Below are 25,700 nucleotides of genomic sequence, written 5' to 3'. Positions count from 1 at the left end.
CGAGCCGGTGAACCTTTCCGGTCACGGCACTAGCGGCCGGGGGTCAGTGGGCGACCACCGGGACCGGCACCGCGTCGTCGGCGTCCTGCGCGTCGGAGCCGGTCACCGCGCCCATGTCCGGCTTGCCGGCGTTGACGAGGGTCAGGGCGATCACCGCGGCGGTGACCAGGATGCCGACGGCGAACCAGATCGCGTTGGTGTAGCCGTGCACCATGCCCTCCAGCTGGACCAGCTGCCGCTGCGGAGCGGAGGTCGCCGAGGCCATGTGGTCCGTGATGTACGACGTGGTCGCGGACGCGGCGACGGTGTTCAGCAGGGCGGTGCCGATCGCGCCGCCCACCTGCTGCGAGGTGTTGACCATCGCGGAGGCGACACCGGCGTCCCGGGCCTGGACGCCCTGCGTGGACAGAGACATGGCCGGCATGAACGCCGAGCCCATACCCAGGCCGAGCAGCAGCATCGCCGGCAGCAGCAGGGTCGCGTAGGAGGAGCCGATCTCCATGCGGGTCAGCAGCAGCATGCCGAGGGCGGCGACCAGGAAGCCGGGGCCCATCAGCAGCCGCGGCGGGACCCGGGTCATCAGCCGGGCGCCGATCTGGGTGGACCCGGTGATCATGCCCACGATCATCGGCAGGAAGGCGAAGCCGGTCTTCACCGGCGTGTAGCCCTTCACGACCTGCAGGTAGTAGGTAAGGAAGAGGAACAGGCCGAACATGGCGATGATCGCCAGGCCGAGCGAGAGGTAGACGCCGCCGCGGTTGCGCTCGGTGACCACACGCAGGGGCAGCAGCGGGGCCTTGACCTTCGCCTCGACCAGCACGAACGCCAGCAGCAGCACACCGGACGCGACGAACATGCCGATGGTCAGGGAGTCGCTCCAGCCCTCGGACTCGGCGCGCGTGAAGCCGTACACCAGAGCGACCAGGCCCAGGGTGGACAGGATGACGCCGGGGATGTCGAGCGGCGAGCGGTTGCGGCCGCCCTCCGGCTCACGGATGACGAAGTACGCGCCGGCCGCGGCGACGACGGCGAAGGGGATGTTCACGAAGAACGTCCAGCGCCAGTCCAGGTACTCGGTGAGGAAGCCGCCGAGGATCAGGCCGACGGCGCCGCCGCCGCCCGCGATCGCGCCGTAGATGCCGAACGCCTTGGCGCGCTCCTTGGCGTCGGTGAACATCACGGCGAGCAGGGAGAGCGCGGCGGGCGCGAGCAGCGCGCCGAACACGCCCTGGAGTGCGCGGGCGCCGAACATCATCGCCTCGTTGGTGGCCGCGCCGCCCAGCGCGGAGGCGGCGGCGAAACCGGCCAGGCCGACGACGAAGGCCCGCTTGCGGCCCCACAGGTCGGCGATCCGGCCGCCGAAGAGGAGCAGACCGCCGAAGGCGAGGGCGTAGGCAGTGACGACCCACTGCCGGTTGCCGTCGGAGATGCCCAGGTCCTGCTGGGCGGAAGGCAGGGCGATGTTCACGATGGTGGCGTCGAGGACGACCATCAGCTGGGCCAGCGCGATGAAGACGAGCGCTTTCCAGCGGCCCGGGTCCGCCTGGACGGCGCCGGGAGCCTTGCTGGCTGTTTCAGACATGGAGGTACCCACTTCGGGACTGCGTGACGGAAAAAAGACGGGAAAAGGCGCGGCGCGTCGACGACACGGCAACGGCGACGGCCGGAAGGTCTGCGGGCTGACGCGGATCAGCTCGGGGCTGGCTGGGTGACGTAGGTCGGATGGGTGAGGTGACTCAGGTGGGTCAGGCCTGGCGGAGGTCCTCCATGGTCACGGCCGCGCCCGGCAGAACGGATCGGGCCGGGGCCCGCAGTCCGTCCAGGAACAGCTGAAGATGGCGGTGGACGAAACGGTCGGCGCTCAGGCAGGCGGTGCCGGCCGGCGGGCGGCTGAGCTGGGCCACGGCGACCATCAGGTCCCCGATGCCCACGTCGGCGCGGAGCTGCCCCGCCTGCCGGGCGCGCTCCATGACCTCGTCGATCAGCTGCTCGGCGCGGAGCCGGGCGGCCACGAGGTCGGGGTGGTTCTCGTCGAACGTACTGGCGGACATCGGGCACAGCGCGCCGATGCGCTCGTCGGCGGCCTCGTGCACGAAGCGCTCCAGCGCGCCGAAGGCGTCGCCGGTCTCCGCGAGCGCCTGCCGGGCCGCCTCGGCCGTCCGGTCCATGACGGAGCAGACGACCTCGCGGATCAGCGCGTCGCGGTCGGGGAAGTTGCGGTACACCGTGGCGTTGCCGACGCCGGCCCGGCGGGCGATGTCGTCGAGCGGCACGTCGGGGCCGAGTTCGACGAACATCTCGCGGGCGGCGGTGACGATCCGCTCCCGGTTGCGCAGGGCGTCGGCGCGCGGCCGGGTCGCCTTGCGCGTCACGGGGTGGACGGTCTGCACGGTGCACTCCTTCGAACCGGTTGATCCTTGGACCGAACCGGGGAAGCGTTCCCCGTTTCGCTCGGACACTGGCTAAACGGGGGAACAGTCCCCGTTAATTCCGAGAGCCGAACCCTTTTCCTGTGACCTGAGTCACTCTCGGCCTACCTTCCGGTAACCCACGATCGGCCGCCTCAACGCGCGCGCCACCACGTGGCGACGGAGGGTGATGCCGAGGGTGCAGCCGGTGACCGGCGGCTGCCGGAGCGAAGGGTCCCCGCATGCAGCCGCAGCCCGAGCGCCCCGAGACGAGCGCCGGGCCGGGACGGCTGCGGGGGGACGGCAGGCGGGCTGTCGCTCCCGCCGGGGAAGCGGGGGACGGTGCGCGCCCCACCGCTCCTGCCGCGGAAGCGGGGGAAGGCGCGCGCCCCGGCGGTCCTGCCGCGGAGGCGCCGTCGGCCTCCTCGGGGGACGGGCTCCCTGCCGCCCTGCCCCGCGCGCCCCGCCGTCGGATACGCACCCGCCGGGCGGCCGCGCTCGCGTCCGTGACGGCTCTGACCCTGGCGGTGAGCACCTCCGCGGGCTCCGGACGGCTCCCCCCGAACCCGGCGACGGGCGGGGCCGGCCCTGTTTCCCCCGCCCGCACCGCCGCCCACGCTCCTTGCCTGATCTACGGCAGCCCCACCGTGCAGATGTCGGAGGGCGTTCCGACGCCCGTCGGCTACGCACGCTCCACGGGCACCGTCCGCGCCCTCACGCTGATGATCGACTTCTCCGACGCGCCGGGCGCGGGCAACGCGCTGGACCGCTACCGCGAGTTCTTCCCGCAGACCCAGGAGTGGTTCCGCACCGCGTCCTACGGCCGCCTCGACTACCGCCCCGACACCCCGGTCCCCGGCTGGCTGCGCATGCCCAAGTCCTTCGAGGAGTACGGCATGGAGCGCGGGGCGCCCTTCGACCCCGGCTACCGGCGGCTGATCCAGGACATCGTGGCCGCCGCCGACCCCGAGGTGGACTTCCGCTCGTACGACCTGGTGAACGTGCTGGTCACCCCCAACGCCGGCCCCTCCGCGCTGGACACGGTCCTGTCGGTGACGTTCGCCGGCAACACCGAGGCCCCGGTGGCCGACGGCGTCCCCGTCGCCAACGCGTCCTTCGTCTACTCCCGCCAGGACGACGGCTCCGGCACCTACGACCGCACCGGCTACCGGGTCCTCCCCCACGAGAACGGCCATGTCTTCGGCCTGCCCGACCTGTACACCCAGGAGGGCGGGGGCGCGGTCGGCCACTGGGACATCATGAGCGAGGACTGGGGGTCCAACAACGACCTGCTCGGCTGGCACAAGTGGAAGCTGGGCTGGCTGGACACCGACCAGGTGCGCTGCGCGAGCGCGAGCGGCACCGTCGAGTACACCCTCACGCCGCTCTACCGTGCCGGCGGCCCCAAGCTGATCGTCGTACCGATCGACCGTCGCACCAGCTACGCGTTCGAACTGCGCGCGCGTGGCGGCAACGACGAGACGGTGTGCCGTCCCGGCGTCCTCGTCTACAAGATCGACGCGGAGGTGGACACCGGCATGGGCCCGGTGCGCGTCCAGGACGCCCACCGCGACAGCGGCGGCTGCACCCGGAGCCCCAACGTGCACGCCGAGCTGTCCGACGCGCCGTTCGCGCCGGGTGAGACGTTCGAGGACCCTGAGCAGGGCCTGCGCGTCGCGGTGACGGCGGCCGACCTGGAGGGGAACTACCGGGTGCGGGTGACACGGTCGTAGGCGAGGGCCGGACGGCCGCGCATTACGGTGGGGCCTGCCGCCACCGCCGTACTGCCGTATCGCGCCGCACAGTCGTATCGCCGCACCCCCGTATCGGAGAACCGAAGCTCATGTCCGCGAACACGCCCACGCCCGCCGGGGATCCGCCGAGGCCGAACGGACCGCTACGGTCCCCGGGGGGAGGGCGCGGGACGCCGGGGGCGGCTGGGCGGAAGGTGGCCGTGCCGGAAGTCGCCGTCGCGGCAGTCGCCGTCCCGAAGGATGCGATCGCCCCGGATGACGCGGTGGCGCCGGATGGTGCGACCGCACCGGATGATGCCGTCGACACGGGTGATGCGGCGGCCCCGCAGGAGGCTGTCGCACCGTTGATGCGGGGGATCGCCGTGCTCCGGGAGCTGACGGCGGCGGGCGGCACGATGAGCCTGAGCGGTCTGGAGCGGGCCACCGGGCTGGCCCGCTCCACGGTCGACCGCATCGCGGCGACCCTGGCCCGCATGGGTCACGTCCGCCTGGACGGCAGGGACGTCGTACTCGCGCCGCCCGTGCTGGAGTTGGGCAACGCCTACCTGGCGGCCCTCCGCCTCCCCGCCCTGCTCGGCGGCCGGGCGGACCAACTCGCGGACGAACTCGACGAGTCCGTCTCCCTCGCGGTCGCCGACCGGGACGGCATCCGCTTCATCCACCAGGCGACCCGCCGCCGTGCGATGTCCCTGAGCTTCCGCATCGGCGACCTGCTCCCCGCCGAACGCACCGCGCCCGGACCGCTGTTCGCGACGGAATGGGCCGACGACGACTGGACCCGCTGGCGCTCCCGCCGCACGACGGACCCGGACGGCAGGGACTTCCCGGCGCTCCCCCCACGCGCCCCGAACGCGACGCTCGAACAGGACTTCGCCCGCCGGACCGACCAGGCGGCGCGGGACGGCTGGGCGCTGGACGACCAGCTGATCGAACCGGGCCTGGTGGCGGTGTCGGTCCCGGTACGGCACCCCGGCACGTCCCGGATCGCCTGCGTGGCGAGCGTGGTGAGCCACACGAGCCGTCATACGGCCGAGGACCTGCGGGCGACGCTTCTGCCCCGCCTGCGGAAGGCGGCGGACGCGATGCAGCGAGCCCTGCACGAGAGCGCTCCTCCACAGCCCATGTCACCCCCCTCGCCCCTGGCTCTGTGGACGGGCGCTTCCAAGCAGGAACTGGGCCGCGAGTTCATCGAGTCCCTGGCCAGGGGCCTGACGGTGCTGACGGCGTTCGACGAGGGAAGACCCGGGCTGACCCTGGCGGAGGCGGCGAGGGCGACGGGTCTGACGAGGGCGACGGCACGCCGGGCCCTGATCACGTACGAGCACCTGGGCCTGGTGACCCGCTCGCCGTCCGGCGCCTTCTCCCTGACGCCCCGAGTCCTGGCCCTGGGCTTCCCACCCCTGTCCCGCACCACGCTCCCCCGCATCGCTGCTCCCCACCTGAAGAACCTGACGGACCTGATCCAGGAGTCGACGTGGCTGGCGGTCCTCACGCCCTCCGGCGACGAGATCCGCTGCACGGCCGGCGCGCAGGCCCGTCACGTCATGAGCGTGTCCATAGAACCCGGCACGCACCTGCCGGCCCGCGAGACGGCGGCGGGCCGCCTGCTCCTGGAGGACACCCCGCACACCCTGGTCGACGAGCAGTGGGAGGAGGGCCTGCGCGCCCTGGCCGTCCCCGTCCACGACCGCGCCGGCCGCACGGTCGCGGCCCTGACCATGACCACCCACGCGGCCCGCCGCACCCCGGAGGAATGCGAACGCGACCTCCTCCCCCGCCTACGGACGACAGCGGCCCGCATCGAATCGGACCTCCACATGACATCCCGCTTCACCCGAGTCCCGTCGGCCTGAGCCGCCCTCGAAGAAGGGCGGGACAGGGGGGCTCTCGCCCGAGCGAAAGAACCCGCAGGTGGAACAGCCTGCACCCAGGACCTCGTCCGGCCGACGCACGGCGGGTCGTCCGATGCTCCGGACTCCCCAGCCGGTGGATCACCACCCCGGGTAGCGGCCCTGCCAGTGAGGATCCCAACCACCGGTGTACTCGCCGCCACTGGGGGAGTCGGTGAGCTGGGCGATGAGATCGCGGGCCAGGGTGTCGAGAACCCAGGCCAGTTCGTGGCGGCTGACCAGGTCGACGGGCAACGCCTCGGCGCCGTGCGCGGCACCGAGGAACGCCCCGGCCACACAGGCCACCGAGTCGCCGTCGGGCGCCTGGGCGGCGAAGCGCAGAGCCGCGTCCACCTGGTCCCGGTCGGGGAACGAAGCCGCGACGTACAGACCGCCGAGCAGTGCCGAGGGCGCGGTGGCGTCCGGGGCGAGGTGCGCGAGCCGCGCCGCCTCGCCGGGACGTTCGTCGGCCTGCTCGAGCGCCGCGTGCAGTCGATCGCGTTCATCGGCGGTGAGGCCGGGATCGTCAACCTCGTCAAGGGCGTGAAGGCCCTCCAGCAGCGCTTGCCGTACCTGCGACCGCCCGCCGGTCGGGCTCTCCCGCATGTCTGGTCCGCTGGTCAGGCAGTGCCCCGCCAGTACGACCGCATGCGCCGCCGCGGACTGCGCGGCGGAGTCGCCGTGTGTGAAGGCGGCGATCTCGCGTGCCCAATAGGCTGACGCCTTCGCGCCGTCGACCACAGCGGTGCCCGCCACAGCGGCAGGAAGAGCGCGGGTGAGCGCGTGGCAGCCGCGGCTGGCCGTCGGACTTCCCATGCCGCCGGGCTCGACCCGGGAGAGGGCGGTGACGGTCGCCGGTGCGGAACCGCGTCGTTGGGCCAGCACGGGCACCTGGGCGAGCCAGCCGTCCGGCCACACCCTGTCGTCCTTCGCCCCGACCCAGCGGCTCCGCATCCGCTCGGACTCGATGCCCTGCAGGGCGGCCCACCGGCAGTAGGCGTGGAACACCACACCCGGGGTCGGCCCGAGGCCCCTGTGGGCGCTGCGCACGAGAGCACGGATCGTGCCCTCGGCGGTGAAGCAAGCCAGCTGAGTCGAGACCCCGGCTCGCAACGGGACGCCGGACGGCAGCTTCCCCCCGGCGGCGCCGAGGGTGTCCCCGACGGCCAGTCCGAGCAGCAGGCCGCGCACCCGGGAGAGGGCCGTCTTCTCCTTCAGGAAGTCCCCGGGCCGCCCCGGCTCCGCGGTCCGGTCCCGCTCCGGCTTCCTGCTCTCGTCGAACGCCTTAGGACGCCGGGTCTGATCCCGCTCGACGAACTCCGCCGCCTCGTGAGGCGGCGAGGGCCGGCCCTGGGCCTCGTCCTTCCCGCCGCGGGCGGTGAGCACCGCCAGCCGGACCAGGTCTGCCCCGGTGTGGCCGGGCCAGCCGTGGACGACCCGCTGCCACTCCAGGGGGACGCCCGAGCAGCCCCAGCGCGCGCCGAGCAGTGCGCCGGCGATCGCCGCGACGGTGTCCGTGTCCGTGCCGGCCCGCACCGCCGCCTCCAGGGCGAGGCGAAGGTGCTGGGCCGGGAACTCCCCTTGTGGCGGCGACGGTTCGGGAACTGCCGTGCGGGTGATCGCCGACCAGGCGGCCTGCAGCGCGTGGACGACCCAGCCGTTGTTGGTGAAGTGGTGCGGCGGGTGGGCCTCCGCCTCGTCCAGCCGTCGCGCCCACACGCTTCGGCGCTCCGCCGGTATCAGGTCCAGGCCGGCGCGCACACCGTCGAACGTGCCGTCGAGTACCGCGGTGCGGATGCCCGAGCACCACAGCACGCAGGCGTCGGCGCAGTCCGGGTCCGGATGGGTGAGCGCGCTGACGGCGACGGCGGCCTCGGCCATCGCCTCGGGGTCACCCAGGTGACTCAGGGCGACGATCCCGGTGCGCATGAGCGAACCGTTGCCGGCGGCGCGTTCGTTGCCGGCGCTGAAGCGGCGGGCGGCGTCGAGCAGTGCCGCGCCCGGCGCTCCACCGGCACGAGCGGCTGCGCCCAGAACGGTGCGGGTCTGCGCGCCGACGTCGCTCGCGCCGCCGCTCAGCCACTTCTGGAAGTTGACGGCGATCGCGTCGAGAGCCTCGGGGGTGCGCAGGTCCGCGCCGGTGGCCGCGACCTCGGCGATGCAGACCTGCATCTGGGTGTCGTCGGAGTACTCGCCGGGCTCGTACGGCCCCAGCCCGCCGCCGATCATCCGCGGCTGCTGGTCGTCGCGCAGTCGCGCCTCGAACTCGTAGGGCACGCCCAGCGCGTCACCCACGGCCGCACCGAGAAGTACACCGGCGGCCCGGTCGACGCTGTGCGCGTCGAGTGGGGGGTGCGGAACGCGGGCATGGGCCATCGGGGGGCTCCGTGAGGTGCGGCGGCGCGCGGGAGAGGCGGGCCGGACGGACGGTGACGGGACGGGACGGGACGGGGCAGGCGGCAGTGCGAGACGGAAGCGCCGGGGGGCGCGGGCGAAGAAGTCCCGAAAACAGCGCAACTGTCCGCACGTTGACGCCCCGCCAGCTTGGCACAGCCCGCCACTTATCGTCAATGAGACGATTGGAGTCCCGGCTATTGCGGGACGCCTGCACCTCGTCGGCGGAGGGCACGACCCTTCGACTTCTCGGGCAGGGGGATTGCCGAGGGCCGAGGCACACGGCCTGACCACCTCAGCACCCGGCTTCCCGACGCCAGCGCCCAACCGAGCCCTGATCCGGTAACCTGTGGACCGAGCGCCCCGGCGGGCGCTGTGACATGCGTCGTGGGCCCTCAGCCCACCTCCTCGACACGGCAGCTCGCCCCGGGTCGCTCAGGGCGTGACCACGGTTTCGCCCAAGCCCCGCCTTCGTAGCTCAGGGGATAGAGCACCGCTCTCCTAAAGCGGGTGTCGCAGGTTCGAATCCTGCCGGGGGCACCAGCCAGAAGGCCCCGGACCGATCATGGTCCGGGGCCTTTGACATCTACTTCTGACATCAACGCGAGCGGTCAGCCACGACCGGGGCACCGTTTCCTGAGGAGCCGGTCCATGTGGCTCATGGCTTCGCGCTGCGTGTCCTGGACGACGTGCGTGTAGACATCCATGGTGATGCTGATCTGGCTGTGCCCGAGGATCTCCATCACGACGCGGGGCGCGACTCCGGCCGCCGTGAGGAGGGTGGCGGTGCCGTGGCGGGCGTCGTGGAGCCGGATGACTGCCGTCCGGCTTCGATCGCGGACGGTAGCGCTGTGCTGGATTTCAGGGCACTGCGCGGCGGCCGGTGCTGGTCCCAGAGCCGGCGCGCGTCCAGTGGCACCTGCAGCGACAGGGCAGGGGCGGGGTGGCGCCCCTGCCCTTACCCCGCCGGCCCTCGGCTGTGAGGTGCGCGTCCTTCGACGCTGCCGCTTCCGGTTGCGGCCGACGTACGGTTGAAGTACCGAGGGCATCACGCACTCCGGCCCCCACGCCGGGTCGTCCTCGGCGAGAGACGAGTGAATCCGGGCCGCCCCCGTGGTCGGCGCGGAGACGGGTCGGCACCATGTCCGCCGCGGTCGAAGCAACTCAGCGAGCTGATCACGGCAGGAGCCGCGCTGAGCTCCCGCGCAGGTCCACAACCCCGCCGAGGAGAGAGGTGATGGCCCTTTCCCGGCTGGACATCCATCGGCGGAACCGAGGAGAGCGAACGCTCGTCACGCTTGCCGGCGACATCGGGCCGACCACGACGCCGCTGCTGCGAGCCGCAGTGGAGCAATGTCTGCTGGACGGCGTCACCGAGATCGACATCGACCTGACCACGGTCGGCTCCTGCGACGCCAGGGGCTTGGACGTCCTCCTGTCGGCAGCACGGCGCGCCGGCCGGGTCCACGCTCGCCTGCGGCTGCACCATCCGTGCGCTCAGATCGCCCAACTCCTCGATGCCACCGGATCGACTTCGTTGCTCCTTACGGCCCCCGTGAGTCCCGTGCCGCCCACCGCATCCGGCGACCTCATGAGTACCGCGACGCGGGTGCCCGAGGACCCCGCTCGTCGGCCGGACCAGCCGGTCCTCAGGGACGGTATCCGCCTTCGCCGGCTGACCCGCCGGCAGGCAGAAGACATGCGCGAGGACATCGCCGACCTGGCTGCGGAGTCCGTCGCGGGCACCGTCGGAGAGGCATACCACGACCGCGGAGACTTCCTGCACTACTTGGCGGTCACCGCCCACCGTCCCGGCTTCGCACTGCTGGTCGCCGAGACGACGGTGCTGGTCGGTTGCGCCTTCGGTTTTCCGGCGGGCTCTGACGGCTCCGACGGCCGGCAGGGGGACGGAACGCTCCAGGAGATCGTCCAGCGGCTCACTTCCCGGGCACGGTTCGTCGTCCTCACCCAGGTCGTGGCCCATCCGCACGCACAGCACCGCGACATCGCCCGCCGGCTGCAGCAGCGTCTGCTCACAGACCTGCACTGCTCCCTCGGGGTCACCCTGCTGCATTCTGCCGACCAGGCAGGACAAGCCGCCTTCTCGTCCTGGGGCTGGCAGAACATGGGTGAGGTCGTGGGGCTGCACGGCGCCGTCGCCCCCTGCGTGCTGACCTTGTCCGCCGAAGGACAGCCCTCGGCACGCCGGTGATGCGGCAGTGCGATGGCTGCGCGCCACCGCCTGCCACAGCCGGGAGTAATCTGGGACATACCGAGAACTTCCGGGCGCACTATGACTGTGGCGCCGTTCCCGGCGAGTGACACGACACGGGCAGCCGGAAACCGCACGGCCCGGAACGGGATCGCACGATGAACGCCATCTCAAAGCCCGCCGAGGGTACGGCGCCAGGTGACGGGCACTCCTACCGCATGCCCTGGCCCCGGCTGCGCCTCACGCCGGACGTCAGCCATGGCCCGCTGGACGGCGCATGGTGGCCGCGCTGCGACGCACTGGAACTGGAGCTGCCCGTGCTGGTCGGCTCCTTGGATCCGGGCATCGGCACCATCACCCGCGTGACCGTGGGGACGGCCTCTTGGCCCGATGCCCCGCAGGAGGTGATGGCACCCGGCCACGTGATCGAGGTGGTACTGACCGATTCCGCCGCCGAAGCGCACGCCATCACCGTGGACTGCGGCACCGTGGGGCGCTGGGAACTGCTGGTGATCCCCCCGGACGAGCCGGCCCGAGTGGCCACCCGGCTGCTGACCGCTGCTGCCGACCCCGCGAACCCGCTGTCGGCTCCGCGCCTGCTGGCACTCGCCGAGAGCGGCCTCGACGGACAGGACACATGGGAGTCGGAAGGAGGAGCCGGACCCAGGTGAGCAGCCCGGCCGGCTCCGCCCGACCGGCGGGACGGGCGTCCACGACCGCATGATGGAGCCATGGCACCGACAGATCCGTTGTCACCCCGGCCCGCCCCCGCCCGAAGCGTGACCGCGGAAGGTGAGGGGCTGACAGCAGGACGGCGCCCGGACCGGTCCGAAAGCTTCGGGGAAGCGCTCCTCGGAAAGATCCTCGACAGCGCGCACGAACTCCCGCCCCATCTCATCGGGCCCCTGGTCGCCGACGTGGTGGACCGGCTCGGCGGCCGCCGTCCGCAGGTGCTGTTGCAGGACTACGGCCAGATGGTGCTCGTACCGCTGCCCGGTGAGGGACTCACCGGCGGGGAACCCCAGGTGATCGACGGCTCCGAGGCGGGCCGCTGCTTTCTCGACGCCGTCCCTGTCGAGGTGCCCCAGGAGGACGGCGTCCGGGTCCATCTGCCCCTGCTGGACGGCGGTGACCAGGTGGGGGTCATGGCGGTGACGCTGGACAGCGTCGATGACGACGACCGTCGTCTGCTGCTCAGAATCTCCGGCCTGGTGGCCGACCTTCTGGTGACCAAGCACGGCTATTCCGACCTGTTCTTCGACGTCCGACGCGATGAGGGGATGAGCGTCGCCGCGGAGATCCAGTGGTCCCTGCTGCCACCGCTGGCCATGATCATGCCCCGGGTCGCCGTCGCCGGGATCCTGGAGCCCGCCTACGACGTGGGCGGCGACAGCTTCGACTACGCGCTGAACGGCGACGTCCTCCACGTGGTCATGATCGACGCGATGGGGCACGGACTGGACGCGGCCGCGATGGCCACCGTGGCCATCGGCGCCTACCGCCACGCCCGCCGCGCCGGCATCGGACTGCAGAAGATCTACGAATTCATGGACCGCGCCGTGGCCGAGCAGTTCGGTCCCGAGCACTTCGCCACTGCGCAGATGCTGCAGCTGGACACGACGACGGGGCGGGTGCAGTGGGTCAACGCCGGGCACCCGCCGCCGATCCTCGTCCGCGACCACCGCGTCGCACAGCGTCTGGTCGCCCCGACGACCCTTCCCGTCGGGCTGGGCGGTTCGGAGCCTCGGGTGAGCGAACTGGGGCTGGTGCCCGGGGACCGAGTCCTCTGCTTCACCGACGGAGTGGTCGAGGAACACAAGAGCGGCGGGGAGGAGTTCGGGGAGGACCAGCTGATCGACTGTGTGAACCATCTGGAGAGGACAGGCCGCGGCATCCGAGCGGTGACGCGCGCCCTGTCCCACACGCTCAAACGGGCGCGCGGCGGACAGACCAGCGACGACGCGACGCTGCTCATGGCGGAGTGGCGCGGCTGACCTCTCGTCCCCGCCGTCCGTCACCGTTGCACGACGGCAGGTACCGCACATCCGTGCGGCCACTGCCCCTCGCCGCCCGTGAACGCGGAGTAGTGTGGGCAGTACCGAGGGCATCTCGCACACCGGCTTCCACGCCGGGTCGTCCCCGGCGAAGGATGACACCCGGGCCGCGGCACAGGTGGCCCGGAGACAGGTCTGCGCCATGTCGGCGACCTTGTACCCCACCCTGCCGCACCGCGAGCCCGTCACAGCCCCGGCCGCGCGTCTCGCGCTGAAGACCGACGGCGCCTCCCGCGGGCTGCTGGACGGAGCCTGGTGGCCACGGTCCCGGGACCTACTGAGTGAACTGCCGGCGCTCACCGACGTGCTGGACCCCCTGTGGGGCCGCATCACCCGTATCGCCGTCAACCCGGAGCACTGGCCGGTCATCCCTCGCGAGATCCCCGTGAGTGGGCACATCGTCAAGGTCGGCTGGATCACGCCGGAGATCGACCCGCACAAGCTGCTGCTGCTCTCCTACGGCACCGGGCGCTTCGATCTCCTCGTCATCCCGCCCGGGACCGGGGCGGAGTCGGCGGCCCGGCTGCTGGCAGCCGCGTCCGACCACGACGGCCCACCCCTGACCGCCCGCGCGCTGATCGCGGCGGAAGCGGCCCGGCACGCCGTCTCCCCCACCGACCAGGCACTGGACCCGGACGAGGCATGGGAGTACGAGGGCGGCGCCTCGGCGGTGTCCGCGGCCGGCACCGGACAGACCGGTCCGCCAGGGCCGGCCAGCCGGCTGATCATCGGTATGTGAGGTGGCCGCCATGAACGCCTTCCTGACGGCGATCGCTTTCCTGGCCCTAGTCACAGTGGCGGCGTACGTGATCCACCGGCTCAAGCTCCAGCACGCCGACAGGATCGCGGCGTACCGGTACAGCACCCCCCGGCCCGGTCGCCGTGGCCGTGGCGCGCCCCAGACGCACCCCGCGCCATGGGCCGGCATCCAGGCGTCCGACAGGCCACCCGGCCACCCCGCCCCACCGCCCGCCCGGCCCGCGGCGACGCGAGCCCGGGGCGTGGACGCAGGCTCTGGAGCACCCGAGGATCCGAGCATCTGAACCGAGGCGTCATGACTCTTCCGCGGCTGAACATCTACCGGCACGACCGGGGCGCGCGGGCCCTGGTCACCCTGGCCGGTGTGATCGACCCCGTCACCGCGCCCCGGATGCGCGCCGCTCTGGAGCAGTGTCTGCGGGACGGCATCACCCTCATCGACGTCGATCTGACCACCGTCGACCGCTGTGACGACAGCGGCCTGAGCGTCTTCCTCGACGTGTCCGAGCAAGCCGCCGAGGCCCAGGCGTTCCTCCTGCTGCACCACCCCTCCCCGCAGACCGAACGACTGCTCATGGACACGGGCTCCGATGGCCTGCTCTACCCGATGAGGCCGGGAGGGACGCGCCCTCAGCGGGCCTGACGTCGGCAGAAGCGCCCCAGGGAACGGGCCGCCGTGGTCAAGCCGTACGCCGGTCGCGCCCCGCGCCACCCCTTCAGCCCACAGGACCACGCCCGCTCACGGTGTCGATGAGGATCTGTTCCGCGTCGCTGACGTTGTCCGCCCGGACCGCCTGGGCCATCGCGGCACGGGCGGCATCCGGTGCCGCGTCGGGCGGGACGACCAGCAGCGAGAAGATGTCCCGGTCGGCCCGGGTGATCAGGACCGTGTCGTCACCGACCGGGAAGGAGTCGACGTGCACCACGTGGTCGTCCACGACGGTACGCGTCGGGAGACCCTCCCAGGCGGCGGCATCCAACCCCACACGGGACACGGGGCCGAGGTGGGCGACGAGGGCACTCAACAGGGCGGGCAGCTCGGCGCCGATGTCGCGCGAGCGCGGCCACCACGCGCCGTCGAGCACGCCTTTGCGTGATTCGGTCGTCTCCAGCCGGAGAAGCGCACACCCCGGCCGCACGGCCTCGTGGACGCCACTGGGCAGACGCCGGGGGACAGGTGGTGTATCCGAGCTGGTCATAATGACCACCCGTCTGTAGGGCCGGTGCGACCGCGGGACTCCGCCCCGCAGCTCCCACGCTACTCCTGGCGCCACACGCACCGACGTCTGCAAGAGCGCCCGCCCTCCCGCCCCGCCCCCGAGGGAACGGATCCAGCACACAGGAGTTTTCCTTGAGCGGGGCCGTGACCTGCAGAGACGTCGGTCTGAGTGCATCTGGCCTGGGGAAACACCACCCCGTAGTTCTCCTGTGTTCACGGGGCTTCCCGACCCGATTTCACGTTCGACAACGCCCCGGGCCTGCTGTGAACCCTGCGCAGTCGTCGGTTTGCCGTGTCGCGGCGTCCGCTCGATGCCCCCGGCCTTCTTCGGCCTGAGATGTCCGGGCGCTGCCGGCCCTGAACCGTTTTCGGGTGGGGTGGTTGTTTTCTCTGTGGCGCCGAATCGGGCGCCCTTCGGAAAGGAGAACTCGTGGGACCTGTCATTCGCACCGCCACGGCCGTGGTGCTCGCCCTCGGCACCCCGGTATTCGGTTCCGGCGCCGCTGTCGCGGGGGCCGACTCCGGCGACCTTCCGCTCGTCATCCAGTGCAACAACCCGACGAACCTCTCCCTCGTCGACGCGTCCGGCGGCGACAGCCTGGTGAGCCAGTTGATCGTGGTCGTCACCGAAGGGGGGAGCCACCGGTACGAACGGAGGCAGCAACGCCTCCGGAGTCATCACAGGTTCGGGCGGCGAGGCGACCGGCGGCGACGCCTCCCAGTCGGCGAACAACAACCGCTGCGGTGTGAGTTCGGACGTCGACGCGAGCACGCGCATCGACAACAGCAAGCGCGTCGACAACAGCCTCGACGTCGACACCGACAACAGCCCCAGCCTGCTCTGAACCGCCCGAGCGCGGCCGTCGTCGACTCAACCACCCTGAAACGCCCCCTGCGGGACGGCCATGTCCAACTGCCCCTCAGGATCCCGACGCGGACTCGTCGAAGAGGGTGAGCTTCATCGATACGGGACAGCCCCCTCTTTGAGTTCCGCCCCGTTCGCCCTCAGCAGGGCCGGGCTTCACATTCCGCCTCGGCCGACGCCCGTCACCCCCGTCTCGTAGGCGACGATCACGAGTTGGGCTCGGTCTCGGGCGTGGAGTTTGGTGAGCAGGCGTCCGATGTGGGTTTTGACCGTGGCCAGGCTCAGGTGGAGGTGTTCCGCGATCTCCGTGTTGGACAGACCTCGGGCGATCAGGCCGAGCACTTCCAGCTCGCGGTCGGTGATCGCGTCCAGGGAGCGGCTGGGTGGGCGGGCCGGCTCCGGGCGGCGGGCGAACTCCGCTATCAGGCGGCGGGTCACCGAGGGAGCGAGCAGCGCCTCCCCCGCGGCGACGACGCCTATGGCGGTGAGGACCTCCATCGGCGGGGTGTCCTTCAGCAGGAAGCCCGCGGCGCCGGCGCGCAGGGCGGCGTAGACGTACTCGTCGAGGTCGAACGTGGTGAGGATGAGGACGCGGACGCCGGACAGGGCCGGGTCGGCGCTGATCCGCCGGGTCGCCTCGATGCCGTCGACGTCCGGCATGCGTACGTCCATCAGGACGACGTCCGGGCTTTCACGGCGGGCGAGTTCGACGGCCTCCGCTCCGTTCGCGGCCTCGCCCACGGCCGTCATGCCGGGCGTGTGGTCGACGAGGACCCGGAAACTGCCGCGCACCATCGCCTGGTCGTCGGCGATCAGCACCCGGACGGGGCGCACATCGGTCACGGTCATCGGCTCCCTTCGGCGGGCAGACGGACGGACACCGCGAAACCGCCCTCCGGCCGGGGGCCCGCTTCGAAGCTGCCGCCGTACATCATCGCGCGCTCCCGCATCCCCAAGAGGCCATGCCCGCCCGGCAGTTCCGGGGCGGTTCGGCTGCGCGCGGACGACGGGCCCTCGTCCACTATGTCGATGCGCACCTCCCGCGCGTCCGCCTCGACCCTCACCCGGCAGCGGGTCGGGGCGGCGTGCCGGACCACGTTGGTGACGGCCTCCTGGACGATCCGGTAGACGGTCAGCCGCGTTCCCCCGGCCAGACCTTCCACGGACCGCACCGTCAGGTCGACCTCCACGCCGGCCCGGTGCGCCTCCGCGGCGAACCGGTCGAGTCGGTCGAGATCCGGCACCGGTTCGAGGGGCGCGCCCTCGGTGCGCAGCACGCCGAGCGTGCGCCGCATCTCGGTGAGGGCGGCACGGCTCGTCTCCTCGATGACCTTGAGGGCGGCCCGCGCCTCCGCCGGGTCGGCCTCCGCCACATGCCCGGCGACGCCCGCCTTGACGGCGATCAGGCTGAGGTTGTGCGAGACGATGTCGTGCAGCTCACGGGCGATCCGCAGACGTTCCTCGATCAGCGCCCGCTCCGACCGGCGCCGCTGTTCCCTGGCGGCTGCGGCCCGGCGCCCGCGCAGGACGAACCCCGCGCCCCACGCCCCTCCGATCACCAGGAACACGACCGAGGCCAACCCGACGGCGCCCCGCCAGTCCTCGCTGGGAGTGACCACCGCTTCCCCGGCGTAGACGGCGCCGCACGCCACCGGCAGCGCGACCGCGAGCGCGGGCACGGAACGGCGGGCGGGCTCGGCCAGTCCGACGAGGTAGGCCGCGAGCCCGGCGGCGGCGTACGGCTCGCGGGGGATGTCGAGGAGCGACGCCGTGGCCAGGGCGGCCAGCACGGCCGTCAGCACCGTGACGGGCCAACGGCGGCGCACGGCGATCGGCAGGCCGACCATGGCTGCGATCAGCAAGCCGAGCCAGGGCGGCCCCGTGTAGACGGGCTGCCCGTCGTCGGAGGCCAGCCGGGCGAAGCCCACGTACACGGCGGTGAGGGCCAGTGCAGCGACGAGGTCGAGGGCGTGGGCGTGGCGCTGGCCTTCGGGCTTCATGGCCCGACCGTACTTGTACGCGTCCACTCAACCGACCTGTCCCAGCAGCACCATCAGTGCGAGCGTCACCAGGGTCAGCGGCATCCAGCGCAGCACCGCCGCCCGACCGGGCCGGGGCGCTCGCCACAGCAGCGCCAGACCCAGCGGCACGAAGGCGGCGCACAGTCCGGCCAGGGCGACCAGCGACTGAGGCGTCGTGCCCTTCAGCACCCCCAGGGGCAGCGCCGCGGTGAGGCCGAGTGCGGCGGCACGGATCGGGCCGAGCACCCGCGTGCGCCAGGCGCCGAGGGCGAGGACCACCCACCCGGCGAGGATGGCGAGGTTCAGCGTGGCGAAGACATGGAACGCGCCGTAGCCGGCGGAGACCGCTTCGGTGGCCGCTCCGGCCCCCTGGGAACGCACCAGTTGAAAGGCCAGATGGTCCACGCCCGCATGGAAGGTGCGGGCGAAGAGCCCGGACATCACCAGGACGCCGCCCCACAAGCCCCAGCCGGCGCTCCGCGCCCCGATCCGTGCGGCCATCACCGCCACAGCGGGCCACAGCAGCAGGTTGCCGGCGGCGAAGAGGCCGTACGCGGTGGCCATCAGCGTGGGGTGCCGCTCGTACGCGGCGAGTTGGTCGGGGAAGAAGAAGTGGAAGCGGGCCCTCAGTAACGCGCCGGTCAGCATCAGGAGCGGACCGAGCACCAGTGCCGTGCCGCCCACCCAGCGTCCGGGAAAGCCGGTGGTCTCCAGCCGTTCCACGGGCAGCGCGCTGTGGAGGCGGGTGCCGATCGTGGTGGCCGAGGCGGGCATGGACGTCGTCGGGTTCGTCATGCCGATGACGATGCCTCTGCCTCCCCTCAAGGGGCGTCGGACCAGGAACTGGTCTTCGGGATCAGACCTGGGTATGACCCTCTGGCTTCGGGCAGGGTCAGGACGCGTTCGTCCGCACCTCCGGGTGTGGGGTCAGGATCGCGGTGACGACCGTGGTGGATGACTTCATGACGTCGGTGACGAATCTCAGGCGGCCCACGGTGAGGCGGCGCAGGGCCGGGCCGTGGTCGGCTGCCACGACGAGGGCGGCTGCGAGCAGGAGCAGTCGCCACGCCGCCATCACCGGGCGGCGCGTCGGGCGGGGCAGTTCCGTCAGGGAGGCGTGGAGGCGCTCGCAGTGGAACGGGACGTGGCGCTGCTCGTCGGACAGGATCCGGGCGGCCACGTCCGAGGTGAGCGGGTCGTCCGTGCCGTCGCGCAGGGCACGGTAGTAACGCAGGGCCACCACTTCCGCGATCATCAGCACCAGCAGTTCCATGCGCAGGCCCATCAGGCGCCGTAGCCGTACGAAGACCGTGTCGCTCCAGTGGCCCGTCAGCGTCTTGCGGCCGCCCGCCGCCAGGAGCAGAGCGAGCAGGCGGGCGTGGTTCTGTTCCTCGGCGACGAAGAGTCTGACCGCCTGCGCGTAGTCGGGGTCGCCGGCCTGGTCGGCTTTGGCGACGAGGTTGGCGCCGTCGCCGTCCTCACCGACCTGGAAGCGCTGGATGCCGGCCCACACCGCCGGGTGCAGCGTCGCGCCCCTCGTCCAGTCCGGGTCGCCCTGGGCGCTCCTGCGGTCGCGTTCGTCCTCGAACCGCCTTGTCCACTCGGCGAAGCCGCTCGTACGCACCCGGTCCCCTCTTCCCGGACACGGACGCCGTGCCCCGGAAAGGGGGACGCGCGCGGGGGCCGAGCCGTTCCCTTCGGCTCCCGCGGCGGCCGTCTCAGGCCGGCTCGGGTTGCGGTTCCGGGCGCCGGGCCGGGGCGAGGGACGGTTCCCAGCCTCTGGTGGTGCGCCGGTAGCCGTAGATCACCGAGGCCATCGCCAGGACGATGAGGGGGCCGGACACGGCCGGGTACGCGGCCAGTTCCATCGGCAGGAAGCGATACGACACCAGGAGCGCGGCGAAGACCGCGGTGCCGTGGAGGACGAGGTGGACTCCTGCCCGGTCCCAGCCCCGGTCGAACGAGCGCAGGCCCGCCTCGATCGTGAGCGCGAACACCACGCCCGCGACGAGGTCCACGCCGTAGTGGTAGCCGAAGCCGAGGGTCGCCGTGAGCGTGGCGACCAGCCAGAACGTGCCCGCGAACCGCAGCAGGCGGGGCGCCTTGCGGGTGTGGATGAAGATCGCGACGGACCATGCCGTGTGCAGGCTGGGCATGCAGTTGCGGGGGGTGAGCCCGTCGTACGGCACCGGCTGGGGGACGGTGACCGGCGGCGGGGTGTTCGGCCACAGATCGGCCACCGCCCACTGCACGCCGCCGGTGCCGGAAGCCCCCGGGCCGTAGGCGAAGACCGGCCCCACGACCGGGAAGATCATGTAGATGGCGGGCCCGAGAAGGCCGATCACCAGGAACGTGCGGACCAGGTGATGGCGGGGGAAGCGGCGCTCGGCCGCCACGCGGCGCAGCTGGTACAGCGCGACGACGACCGCGGCGACCGCGAGCTGCGCGTAGACCCACTGGAGAAGGTGGGAGCTGACCGGGCTGGTGGCCTCGACCATCCGGCCCACCAGCCATGACGGGTTGCCCAGCGCCTGATCGGCGGTCGCCACGTAGGGGTCGAGCACGTCGGTGCGGGTCTTCGCCGTGATGAACAGCCAGGTGTCGCCGATCTTGCGGCCGGCCACCAGCAGCAGGGCCAGGCCGACGCCCTTCAGCAGCAGGACGCGTTCCGGGCCGGTGCGGCGCGTGACGGCGATGACCGCGGTGCCGAGCATCACCCACAACGCGCCGTTTCCGACGGAGTGGTCCTCGGGTATCCGGGCGTCGACCGCCCACCGCACCAGCGCGAAGACGGCGTCGATGCCGATCGCCGCGCCGGCCGCGATGAACCGCTGCCGCCAGGTGAGCACCACCAGCATCAGCGCCAGACCGCCGTACAGCGGCCCCGGTTTCGGGGCGAAGACCAGGGCTTCCACCTGGGTGGTGATGGGGCCCGGTTCGCCGTAGCGGCGTGCGGCGACCTCCAGTGCGACGAGGAGCGCGAGAGCCACCGCCCCCGCCGTCGCCCACAGCATCGCGCGCCCGTGACGCCGCGCGACCGGCGAGATCCTGTCGCTTGTCCGCGAAAACACCCGCGATGGTCTAGTTATCAATCGTCTGGCCGATGGTGTCGAGTGGTCGATGAACGAAAGGCGACAGGGGTGACCATCGCGAGATCGAACATACTATCGGAGAGGGTGTGAAGTCGGGCTTGAGTCCTTGAATCGGTCACCCTCGGGGCGGCGCGGGACTCCTGAGTCTTCTCCACCCCGGCTGTCTATCACCGTGCTTCGTCGACCGGAAGGTCGGTCGTCACAGTGACGCCGGGATCACCCGCCGGCTCGCCCCCGTGGTCGCCGGGAGAGAGCGCGGCCCCATCTCTGGGGCGGGGTCTCGACATAGCGGTGGGTCAGCCAGGAGAGGGGGAGGAGAACGGCTGCGAAGGCCGCCTCCAGGACGAGGTCGTCGCGGGCGGAACGGCCGATCGTGGCGTCCGTCACGGCCAGCACCACCGGGTGGAGCAGGTAGACGGAGTAGCTGATCGCCCCCAGGACCGTCAGCCAGCGGGGGGTCCGCCGGTGGCGGAGGGCCCAGCCGGCGGCGAAGGTGAGGACGGCCATCAGGAACGCCGTGAGCCAGCCGCGCTCCGTGAACTGTCGGGCGTCGCCGTGGCCGTGGGCACTGGCCACGGCGCACAGCAGCACCACCGCGGTCGCGCAGGCGGTGGCGCGCCACGTCACCTGACCGTGCTCGGCGCGGTGGATCGCCGTTCCCAGGAACATCACGGCGAGGATCGTCAACCCCTCCCAGACGGGGACCGTGCCGTTCGCCGTCACCAGCAGCAGGGCCAGCAGTCCGCCCAGCACACCTCCGGCCGTGCGCAGTACGGGCCGCCCGGTGCAGGCGCAGCAGACGGCGGTCGCCATGGCGACGGAGGTGATCGCCACCAGCGGGCCGGTGCCCAGGACGTGGGAGAGGGCCGAGGGAGGCAGGCTGACTCCGGCCGCGACGACGGCGGCGGCCAGTACGGCCAGGGTGACCGCCACCGTCGCCGAACGGTGGTGCCGGCCCACCGTGAAGAGGGCGACGGTGAGGAGGTAGAAGGCCATCTCGTAGGAGAGCGTCCACAGGACCAGCAGGACGTTGGGTGTGCCCAACAGCTCCTGGAACATGGTCAGATGGGCGGCGGCCACGGCGGCCAGGGGCTGCTGCGCCAGATCGGGGCGGATCCGGGCCAGGTCCAGCGCGTGCAGCGCCGCCAGCGCCGAGACGGCCACCGCCCACAGCGGGTACACGCGGAACAGGCGTCCGATCCAGAACGTCCTCACGGAGCCGCCGCGTTCGAGGGACGCGGGGATGATGTAGCCGCTCACCAGGAAGAACACCATGATGCCGTAACGGCTGGTGTTGAACTCGGGCATCAACTCCTGCCGGAACTGCGGCAGGAAGGCGTACGAGGAGTGGTCGAAGACGACGACCAGGGCGGCGATGCCTCTGAGGGCGTCCAGCCAGCCGATCCTGGGTCTCTCCCGCAGTGGTGTCACTTGGGGTGAGAGCGGTGACGTCGTGCGTAATCGGCCGGTGTCTACGGGTACGGGGGAGGGGGGCATGGGCAAGCGCCTTTCTTCGCGGGGGAGACCGCACGTGGGAGGGCGAGTCGTTCTGGTTGCCGGGTGTCACTTCTTCGGCTTCGAGCCGTCCGGCAGAGTGAGTTTCACCGGGACGCAGGGTTCCGCCTCGGTCCCGGCGCCGTAGTGCTCGACCGCGCGGGCCCTGTGGCCGCCCGCCGTGTTCTCGAAGGCGAGCAGGTCGCCTCTGCCCAGGGTGAAGTCCCAGCTCGACTCCAGGGGCACTACGGGTACGGGGTCGCCCTGCTCGTCCAGAGCCACCGGCGTGGGAGCGGGGGCGCTGCGCTCGCACACGTACCCCGGTGGCAGTACGTCGATCGTCACGTGGATCTCCCAGGGGCGCAGCGCCCTCGCCAGGGCCTCCTGGGCCTCCACGCTGATGAACTGCTCCTGGACCGTGAGCCTCACCTTGCCGTCGCCGCGCCCCTGCACCGCGTACGCGACCGGCTGGGCCGGTGGTTCGGAGGCGAGCACGGGACCGAGCCCGAGCAGCGGGGCGAGTCCGAGCAACGCGCAGGGCAGCGCCACGACGGCCAGGCGCCGGGGGGTGAGCAGGCGGCGCGGCGGTGTCGCGGGGGGCGGCTGCTCGCGGGTCCCGATGTCACGCTTCAGCTCGGCCAGCAGACGGTCCTCGAACGTCGGCCCCGTGCTCATGCCTCTCCCCCGGCGACGTACATCAGGGGTCCGTCCGGCGTCCGTGCCCCCTCCGGACGCCGCCGGGTCACGGGTGCAGCCGAAGCCATGGGTGCACCCGAAGTCATGGGTGCGGCCGTCGCGGCCGCCTCGGCGCGCAGCGCCCGGCGCGCGCGGTGCAGGCGCACCCGCGCGGTGACCTGGCGGATGCCCAGCGCGGCCGCCGCCTCGCTGACGGTCAGCTGGTCCACGGCGATCAGCTCCATGACCGCCCGCTCCCCCTCGGGCAGTCTCGCCAGCGCGGCCAGGGCGCGCCGCCCCGGGCTCTCCGCGTCGAGCTTGTCCTCCAGGCGGACGACGTCGTCGGCGTCCAGCAGCCGTCTCCCGGACAGGCGCAGATCGCGTGCGGCCTCACGGGCGATCCGGCGGCGCTCCGACGACACGACGTTGCGCGCGACGCCGTACAGCCAGGCCGTCTCGCTGCCGAGGCTCGGGCGGTACGAGGCGGCCGAGTCGAGGACGGCGAGGAAGATCTCGGCGGTCAGGTCCGCCGCGGTGTGCGGGTCGTCGACCCGGCGGGCCACGAAGCGCAGGACGGCGTCCACATGACGTCGGTAGAAGTCCTCGAAGAGGCGCGGGTCCCGTAACGCCGCCTCCGGCTCACCCCGTTCAGCGCCGTCCACGGGCGGCCTCCTTCTCGTCGTCGGGCAACGTCGTCGTCTGTTCTTGGCCCGAGGCGGGAGAAGCGTTACACGGGGCGGGCGTGACGCGTGTGCCGTCGGCTGCCCGTTGCCCGAGACTGGCCCTGTGAGAGTGACCGATCTGCACCGCCGTCTGCTGGCCGACCTCCTCGACCTGGGCGCGCCCTATCTCCTGGCGCTGACCGGTGGTCACGCCGCCCAGGCGCACGGGCTCGTGGAACGCGCCGTACGGCATGTGGCCGTCGCGACCGAGAGCCCGGCCGGGATGGAGGACATCGCCGGCGTGCTCCGGGCGGGGCTGGAGGAGCGCGGGTGGCTCGTCCCTCGGCCCCCGGAGACGGACCCCCTCTCCGCCCGGCTGGTCGTCGTCGAACCGGTCACCGGCGAGGAGTGCCAGGTCGACGTTCTCAAGGAGGTGCTGTGGCGGCCGCCCGTGCCCACGGATCTGGGTCTCGCGCTCTCCCTGGAGGACGTGGTCGGCACGAAGGTCCGGGCGCTGGCCGACCGGGGGCTGGCGCGCGACCTCATCGACGTCCACGCCGCCGCGGGGCGCTGGAGCCACCCCGAGCTGGAGGAACTGGGCCGTCGCCACGCCCGCGACGCCTTCGACCTCGCCGATCTCCAGGCCCGTCTGACCGGCGCGGAGATGATCGACGACGTCGAGTTCACCGCGTACGGCCTCGACGGTCCCGCCGTGGCCGCGCTGCGCCGGTGGGCGCAGGAGTGGGCGGACGACATCGCGGAACGCCTTCTGGAGTCGTCGCCTCCGGAGGAGGAGTGAGGGTCGCGCTGCCCGTACCCCTGACTCTCAAGGGCTACTCGGTGACAGTGAGGGCGTCGCCGCGGCAAGGCAGTCGTGGAACGGTCCATCGGCGGGGAGCCCGGCGCGACCGGGAAGTGACATCCGCCGGGCCGGTTCAGCGGCGGTCGACGACCCGGGTGATCAGTTCGGCCAGCAGGTGGGTGCGGGGGAGCATGTGGGGGATCTTCACGTGTTCGGTGTCCGCGTGGGGGCCCTCGCCCACCGCGCCCAGGCCGTCCAGGGTGGGACAGCCCGCCGCCGCCGTGTAGTTGGCGTCGGAGGATCCCCCTACGGCTCTTCCCGCCAGGGGCGCCTGGCCCAGGTCCGCGGCGGTGCGTGCGGCGAGGGCGAACAGGTCGGCGGAGGCCTGCGGTGGCATCGGCGGGCGTTGCGCGCCGCCCACGATCTCCAGACGTGCGCCGGGCGTCACGGGAGCGAGGCCGCGTACGAGGGCGTCGACGCGGTGCTGCGCCGTCGCCGTCGGCACCCGGACGTCCACCCACAGACTCGCCCGCGCGGGCACCGTGTTGCGGACGCTGCCCGACGACAGCAGCGTCGGCGTGACGGTCGTCGCGCCCAGCACGGGGTGGGCGGCGTCGGCGGGCAGCGCGGCCTCGATGCCGGCGACGGCCAGGACCTGGTGGGCCACCTCGACGGAGGCGTTGATCCCCTCGTGCGGCTCCACCCCGGCGTGCGCGGCCCGGCCGTGCACCACGATCTCGTAACGCGAGGTGCCCTTGCGGGCGGTCTTCACCGCGCCCCGCGCGTCGGCCGCCGCCTCCAGCACGAAGGCGGCCGCGCAGCGCCGCGCGGTCTGCTCGACGAGCGCGCGCGAGGTCGGGGAGCCGACCTCCTCGTCCCCGGTGACCAGCACGCACACCCCGGACGGCGAGGGCAGCGAGGCCAGCGCGTGGAACATCTGCACCAGGCCAGCCTTCATGTCGAGGACGCCCGGACCGCGGGCGATCCCGTCCTCGGCCGACCAGGGGTGGGAGCGGAGCGAGCCGAGGGGCCACACCGTGTCGTGGTGGCCCAGCAGCAGGAGGCGCGGTGTGCCGAACGTCCACCGCAGGTGGGTCACCCCGTCGATCACGATGGTCTCCGGCGCGGCTCCCAGCAGCCGTGCGCCGAGCGCGCCGACCGTGCGGGCGCTGCGCGCCACCGCGGCGTGGTCGGCGGAGAAGGACTCGCACCGCACGAGTTCCTCCAGGTCGGCCAGCATCGCCCGCAGGCCGGCCGGCATCGCCGGCGACTCCGCCCGCCGTCCTGGCATGGCCCGTCTCCTTCCGCCGGGAGCGCCGTCGCCGTATCCACGACGGTAGGGCGGGTCGGGACACGCCACCAGCGGCGGGGCCGCGAGGTGGACCACGAGGGACCCGCCC

At 72.4% G+C, this 25,700-nt stretch carries 21 protein-coding genes, 1 tRNA gene and 1 pseudogene; 9 read left to right on the top strand and 14 right to left on the bottom strand.

Annotated features, from left to right (window positions below; all coding sequences use genetic code 11):
- Positions 1-43: 43 nt before the first annotated feature.
- Both EV567_RS20740 and EV567_RS20735 read right to left on the bottom strand, forming a co-directional pair.
- Positions 44-1,582, bottom strand: a complete 1,539-nt coding sequence (locus tag EV567_RS20740; RefSeq protein WP_130442252.1) for an MFS transporter — start codon at positions 1,580-1,582, stop codon at positions 44-46.
- A 163-nt stretch (positions 1,583-1,745) separates the two neighbouring features.
- Positions 1,746-2,390 (bottom strand): TetR/AcrR family transcriptional regulator, encoded by a 645-nt coding sequence (locus EV567_RS20735; RefSeq protein ID WP_207228816.1) that lies wholly within the window; start codon positions 2,388-2,390, stop codon positions 1,746-1,748.
- Between the two features lie 524 nt (positions 2,391-2,914).
- Between EV567_RS20735 and EV567_RS20730 the strand changes: the two genes are divergently transcribed.
- On the top strand, positions 2,915-4,141 hold the full coding sequence (locus tag EV567_RS20730) for a M6 family metalloprotease domain-containing protein (RefSeq protein ID WP_242620930.1): 1,227 nt from the start codon (positions 2,915-2,917) through the stop codon (positions 4,139-4,141).
- A 368-nt stretch (positions 4,142-4,509) separates the two neighbouring features.
- Positions 4,510-6,015, top strand: a complete 1,506-nt coding sequence (locus EV567_RS20725; protein ID WP_130442248.1) for an IclR family transcriptional regulator C-terminal domain-containing protein — start codon at positions 4,510-4,512, stop codon at positions 6,013-6,015.
- Between the two features lie 138 nt (positions 6,016-6,153).
- On the opposite strand, the gene EV567_RS20720 is transcribed toward EV567_RS20725, so the two are convergent.
- The gene (locus EV567_RS20720; protein WP_130442246.1) at positions 6,154-8,427 is read right to left on the bottom strand and encodes an ADP-ribosylglycohydrolase family protein; all 2,274 of its coding nucleotides are present in this window, start codon (positions 8,425-8,427) and stop codon (positions 6,154-6,156) included.
- Positions 8,428-8,912: 485 nt separating this feature from the next.
- Between EV567_RS20720 and EV567_RS20715 the strand changes: the two genes are divergently transcribed.
- Positions 8,913-8,988, top strand: a tRNA-Arg gene (locus EV567_RS20715).
- Positions 8,989-9,056: 68 nt separating this feature from the next.
- Here EV567_RS20715 and EV567_RS20710 read toward each other — a convergent pair.
- Positions 9,057-9,263, bottom strand: a pseudogene (locus EV567_RS20710) (tyrosine-type recombinase/integrase); the annotation flags it as partial.
- Between the two features lie 419 nt (positions 9,264-9,682).
- Here EV567_RS20710 and EV567_RS20705 point away from each other — a divergent pair.
- The 5 genes from EV567_RS20705 to EV567_RS20680 all read left to right on the top strand — a co-directional run bounded on the left by EV567_RS20705 (position 9,683) and on the right by EV567_RS20680 (position 14,113).
- Entirely contained in the window at positions 9,683-10,657 is a 975-nt protein-coding gene (locus tag EV567_RS20705) for an STAS domain-containing protein (protein ID WP_130442244.1), read from the top strand.
- A gap of 158 nt (positions 10,658-10,815) precedes the next feature.
- Positions 10,816-11,328 carry a DUF5994 family protein gene (locus EV567_RS20700; RefSeq protein WP_242620929.1) on the top strand — a complete coding sequence of 171 codons (513 nt, stop codon included), beginning with the start codon at positions 10,816-10,818 and terminating at the stop codon, positions 11,326-11,328.
- A gap of 129 nt (positions 11,329-11,457) precedes the next feature.
- The gene (locus tag EV567_RS20695) at positions 11,458-12,651 is read left to right on the top strand and encodes a PP2C family protein-serine/threonine phosphatase (RefSeq protein WP_130442640.1); all 1,194 of its coding nucleotides are present in this window, start codon (positions 11,458-11,460) and stop codon (positions 12,649-12,651) included.
- 94 nt (positions 12,652-12,745) lie between these two features.
- On the top strand, positions 12,746-13,450 hold the full coding sequence (locus tag EV567_RS20690; RefSeq protein WP_130442242.1) for a DUF5994 family protein: 705 nt from the start codon (positions 12,746-12,748) through the stop codon (positions 13,448-13,450).
- A 315-nt stretch (positions 13,451-13,765) separates the two neighbouring features.
- On the top strand, positions 13,766-14,113 hold the full coding sequence (locus EV567_RS20680; RefSeq protein WP_130442237.1) for an STAS domain-containing protein: 348 nt from the start codon (positions 13,766-13,768) through the stop codon (positions 14,111-14,113).
- A gap of 73 nt (positions 14,114-14,186) precedes the next feature.
- Here EV567_RS20680 and EV567_RS20675 read toward each other — a convergent pair whose 3' ends face one another.
- From EV567_RS20675 to EV567_RS20635, 9 genes are all read right to left on the bottom strand, one after another.
- Positions 14,187-14,669, bottom strand: coding sequence for a DUF5994 family protein (locus tag EV567_RS20675; RefSeq protein WP_165430436.1), 483 nt, complete (start codon positions 14,667-14,669; stop codon positions 14,187-14,189).
- Positions 14,670-15,710: 1,041 nt separating this feature from the next.
- Positions 15,711-16,403, bottom strand: a complete 693-nt coding sequence (locus tag EV567_RS20670; RefSeq protein ID WP_130442233.1) for a response regulator transcription factor — start codon at positions 16,401-16,403, stop codon at positions 15,711-15,713.
- Positions 16,400-17,554, bottom strand: a complete 1,155-nt coding sequence (locus tag EV567_RS20665; protein WP_130442231.1) for a sensor histidine kinase — start codon at positions 17,552-17,554, stop codon at positions 16,400-16,402. Before EV567_RS20665 ends, EV567_RS20670 begins: the two co-directional genes overlap by 4 nt.
- Before the next feature lie 27 nt (positions 17,555-17,581).
- Entirely contained in the window at positions 17,582-18,370 is a 789-nt protein-coding gene (locus EV567_RS28275; protein ID WP_242620928.1) for a hypothetical protein, read from the bottom strand.
- A 97-nt stretch (positions 18,371-18,467) separates the two neighbouring features.
- The gene (locus tag EV567_RS20655; protein ID WP_130442228.1) at positions 18,468-19,199 is read right to left on the bottom strand and encodes a ferritin-like domain-containing protein; all 732 of its coding nucleotides are present in this window, start codon (positions 19,197-19,199) and stop codon (positions 18,468-18,470) included.
- A 94-nt stretch (positions 19,200-19,293) separates the two neighbouring features.
- Positions 19,294-20,589, bottom strand: a complete 1,296-nt coding sequence (locus EV567_RS20650) for a phosphatase PAP2 family protein (protein WP_130442226.1) — start codon at positions 20,587-20,589, stop codon at positions 19,294-19,296.
- A 294-nt stretch (positions 20,590-20,883) separates the two neighbouring features.
- Positions 20,884-22,089: an acyltransferase gene (locus EV567_RS20645; RefSeq protein WP_242620942.1), complete on the bottom strand. Its 1,206-nt coding sequence runs from the start codon at positions 22,087-22,089 to the stop codon at positions 20,884-20,886.
- 141 nt (positions 22,090-22,230) lie between these two features.
- Entirely contained in the window at positions 22,231-22,836 is a 606-nt protein-coding gene (locus EV567_RS20640; RefSeq protein ID WP_130442222.1) for a hypothetical protein, read from the bottom strand.
- Positions 22,833-23,498 (bottom strand): RNA polymerase sigma factor, encoded by a 666-nt coding sequence (locus EV567_RS20635; protein WP_130442220.1) that lies wholly within the window; start codon positions 23,496-23,498, stop codon positions 22,833-22,835. The genes EV567_RS20640 and EV567_RS20635 overlap by 4 nt, the downstream gene beginning before the upstream one ends.
- Positions 23,499-23,622: 124 nt before the next feature.
- Between EV567_RS20635 and EV567_RS20630 the strand changes: the two genes are divergently transcribed.
- Entirely contained in the window at positions 23,623-24,297 is a 675-nt protein-coding gene (locus EV567_RS20630; protein WP_130442218.1) for a nucleotidyl transferase AbiEii/AbiGii toxin family protein, read from the top strand.
- Positions 24,298-24,433: 136 nt separating this feature from the next.
- On the opposite strand, the gene EV567_RS20625 is transcribed toward EV567_RS20630, so the two are convergent.
- On the bottom strand, positions 24,434-25,591 hold the full coding sequence (locus EV567_RS20625; RefSeq protein WP_242620927.1) for a M20/M25/M40 family metallo-hydrolase: 1,158 nt from the start codon (positions 25,589-25,591) through the stop codon (positions 24,434-24,436).
- Between the last annotated feature and the right edge of the window lie 109 nt (positions 25,592-25,700).

The sequence above is a fragment of the Streptomyces sp. BK239 genome (assembly GCF_004217285.1).
Lineage (GTDB): Bacteria > Actinomycetota > Actinomycetes > Streptomycetales > Streptomycetaceae > Streptomyces.
The sequence above is the reverse complement of the archived record's forward strand: the minus strand, read 5'-3'. Positions and strand labels throughout refer to the sequence as shown.

Excerpts from the sequence above, each read along its gene's own strand:
- EV567_RS20740 (WP_130442252.1), bottom strand. The coding sequence starts at position 1,582 with ATGTCTGAAACAGCCAGCAAGGCTCCCGGCGCCGTCCAGGCGGACCCG.
- EV567_RS20725 (WP_130442248.1), top strand. The coding sequence starts at position 4,510 with ATGCGGGGGATCGCCGTGCTCCGGGAGCTGACGGCGGCGGGCGGCACG.
- EV567_RS20720 (WP_130442246.1), bottom strand. The coding sequence starts at position 8,427 with ATGGCCCATGCCCGCGTTCCGCACCCCCCACTCGACGCGCACAGCGTC.
- EV567_RS20705 (WP_130442244.1), top strand. The coding sequence starts at position 9,683 with ATGGCCCTTTCCCGGCTGGACATCCATCGGCGGAACCGAGGAGAGCGA.
- EV567_RS20700 (WP_242620929.1), top strand. The coding sequence starts at position 10,816 with ATGAACGCCATCTCAAAGCCCGCCGAGGGTACGGCGCCAGGTGACGGG.
- EV567_RS20680 (WP_130442237.1), top strand. The coding sequence starts at position 13,766 with ATGACTCTTCCGCGGCTGAACATCTACCGGCACGACCGGGGCGCGCGG.
- EV567_RS20675 (WP_165430436.1), bottom strand. The coding sequence starts at position 14,669 with ATGACCAGCTCGGATACACCACCTGTCCCCCGGCGTCTGCCCAGTGGC.
- EV567_RS20670 (WP_130442233.1), bottom strand. The coding sequence starts at position 16,403 with ATGACCGTGACCGATGTGCGCCCCGTCCGGGTGCTGATCGCCGACGAC.
- EV567_RS20665 (WP_130442231.1), bottom strand. The coding sequence starts at position 17,554 with ATGAAGCCCGAAGGCCAGCGCCACGCCCACGCCCTCGACCTCGTCGCT.
- EV567_RS28275 (WP_242620928.1), bottom strand. The coding sequence starts at position 18,370 with ATGACGAACCCGACGACGTCCATGCCCGCCTCGGCCACCACGATCGGC.
- EV567_RS20650 (WP_130442226.1), bottom strand. The coding sequence starts at position 20,589 with ATGCTGTGGGCGACGGCGGGGGCGGTGGCTCTCGCGCTCCTCGTCGCA.
- EV567_RS20640 (WP_130442222.1), bottom strand. The coding sequence starts at position 22,836 with ATGAGCACGGGGCCGACGTTCGAGGACCGTCTGCTGGCCGAGCTGAAG.
- EV567_RS20625 (WP_242620927.1), bottom strand. The coding sequence starts at position 25,591 with ATGCCAGGACGGCGGGCGGAGTCGCCGGCGATGCCGGCCGGCCTGCGG.